Below are 657 nucleotides of genomic sequence, written 5' to 3'. Positions count from 1 at the left end.
AGCACAGCGACCACGAGCCGGTCAGCAGCCGGGCGGGCGCGGGCAGCGCGTCGGGCGCATCGGGGATGCCGAGCCGCGGCCCGCGCGGGACACCGGCGAGGGACTCCCGCGACACCTGCTCGGTGGCGCGGTGGTCGCCGAGCAGCAGCAGCGCGGACGCGTAGTTGGCCACCGGGTGCAGCCGCCCGTCGAGGTAGACGTACCGGGTGCCGGTCTCCTTTTCCACGATGACCGCGGAATCCTGGCGCCACGCGGTGTTCCCGCCCGGCACGATCAGCCCGTACACCCCGGCGCCCGCCAGCGAGACGATGCCGAGCGCGATCCCGGCGAACGTCGCGCTCCCGGTGCGCCGGAACGGCGGCTGCTCCGGGTCGGTCTCGCGGGTGACGAGCGCGGACGTCGCCCGCTGCACGAGGAACTGGTACGCCTGCAGCTGGTCGCGTTTGGACGCCACGGGTTCAGCCCCCCAGCCCGCGCACGAGCGCGTACAGGTCGAGCACCCAGCACACCACCGGCACGATCGCGACCACCAGCAGGATCTCGGCGTACTCGGCGAAGCGGCCGAGGTACGGATTCGCGCGCCGGGTGCTCAGCAGGACACCGGCGCCGACCGAGCCGGCCGCCACGGCGACCGCCAGCGGCGCGGCGGGCAGCAGC

1 protein-coding gene and 1 pseudogene are annotated in these 657 nt (G+C 74.9%); both read right to left on the bottom strand.

The window, feature by feature from the left end; all coding sequences use genetic code 11:
- Positions 1 to 454 (bottom strand): type VII secretion protein EccB (eccB, locus tag G3I65_RS50735; protein WP_160703054.1); only part of this gene is annotated, 454 nt, incomplete at its 3' end.
- Between the two features lie 4 nt (positions 455 to 458).
- Positions 459 to 657: pseudogene (locus G3I65_RS50730) on the bottom strand (type VII secretion integral membrane protein EccD); the annotation flags it as partial.

It is taken from the genome of Amycolatopsis sp. SID8362 (genome assembly GCF_010550475.1).
Lineage (GTDB): Bacteria > Actinomycetota > Actinomycetes > Mycobacteriales > Pseudonocardiaceae > Amycolatopsis > Amycolatopsis eburnea.
Note: the sequence above shows the minus strand (reverse complement) of the source record. Positions and strands in the feature narration are given on the sequence as shown.